The 1,461-nt window shown below is 71.1% G+C and carries 1 protein-coding gene; it reads right to left on the bottom strand.

Features of this window, described 5'->3' with window-relative positions; translation table 11 throughout:
• Positions 1-1,290 (bottom strand): helicase-related protein (locus tag AB8Z36_RS40520; RefSeq protein ID WP_440582137.1); only part of this gene is annotated, 1,290 nt, incomplete at its 3' end.
• Between the last annotated feature and the right edge of the window lie 171 nt (positions 1,291-1,461).

Genomic DNA, 1,461 nt, shown 5'->3' with positions numbered 1-1,461 from the left:
GGCGTATATGACGGCGGCCTCCACGCCGCGCCGCCAGTGCTCGTGCTCCGGGTTGAGGACCCGCAGGTTGACGAACGCGGCGAGCGCGGCCGGGTCGCGGGGCGTGGAGAACTTCAGCAGGGCCCTGGCGGGGGCGCTGACGCCTCCGGAGCCCGCGCCGCTCCCGCCCGTGCTCTTGCCGCTGGCGTCCTTGCTGACGGGCTTGTAGCGGCTCGGGGCCTGCTGCTCCGAGAGGGTCTCCACGATCCGGGCGTCGTGGGCCCGCAGCGCCTCCAGGAGCTTGGCGAGGCCGCCGAACGCCCGGGAGGTCAGCATGTTGTCTGCCGTCTCGCCCGGCCCGAGCAGGACCGGCACGACCAGGCTGGCCATCTTGCCCTCGCCGGGCTGCATCCGCAGTGCCCGGCCGACGGCCTGGACGAGGTCGGGCATCGAGCCGCGTACGTCGGCCCAGTAGACGGAGTCGCAGTTCTTGGTGTCGACGCCCTCGCCCAGGACCTTCACCGAGCACAGGAAGCACTTCTCCACGACCGTGCCGTCGGTGGCGATCCCGGCGGCGAACTCCCCGAGGAGCCGACGGCGGTGGAGCGGCTTGTGGTCGCCGTACAGCCAGTGGGCCCAGATCGTCTTGGGGTACAGCTCGGGGTTGCTGGCGTGCAGCTGCGCGACCACGTCGGGGAGGCCGGCCGCGAACGCTTCGGCCTCCTTCACCACGTGGTGGAACACGAGCGTGCGCCGGAAGCCCTCCTCCGCGGACGCCTTCACCAGGGCGGTCTGGAGCGCGGCGAGCCGGGCCCCGCGGACCTCTGCCGAGCGGCCTTCGGCGCCCAGGAGCTGGGCGGCCTGGAGCGCGGTGTCGGTGACGTCCACGCACACGACCTGGTAGGGGGCACAGATTCTCCGGTCGATGGCCTCCGAGAGCGTCAGGGTGAAGCAGCGGCTGCCGAAGGGGCCCTCGGGGTCGTCTTCCATGCTCGCTACCAGCTCGCCCGGAGCGCCGGCCTCGTCCTCGTCCCCGAGCTGCCACAGCCGGGGCGTGGCCGTCATGTACAGGCGGCGCAGGGACGGGATCTTCTGGTTGTCGTGGACGACCGCCCACGGCTTCCCGATCCGGCCCGAAACGCGATGGGCTTCGTCCACCACGATCAGGTCCCAGGCGGCTAGGCCCCCGGCGTGCGCCCGCTCCAGCGTGCCCAGACCGAGGCTGGCGTACGTGGCGTACACGGTGACCTTGTCCAGGCCTCGGGTCCACTCCACCAGCTCGTCCACGTCCGTGGTGTTGGGGAAGGACACTTCCTCGCCCCGCAGTGAGGCCGGTCTGTGCTCGACATATCGCCTGCCTCCTCCTGTGGTGCCGTCCGGTCGATTCGAGCGGCGGGAAACGGGAAACCTGCACATAGATGAGCCACAAGGGCTACGGTTGGTCTGACGCGATCGGCTGGTTGATCCGCCCCACCGGAGCAC

The sequence above is a fragment of the Streptomyces flavofungini genome (genome assembly GCF_041028215.1).
GTDB classification, from domain to species: Bacteria; Actinomycetota; Actinomycetes; order Streptomycetales; family Streptomycetaceae; genus Streptomyces; species Streptomyces flavofungini_B.
Note: the sequence above shows the minus strand (reverse complement) of the source record. Positions and strands in the feature narration are given on the sequence as shown.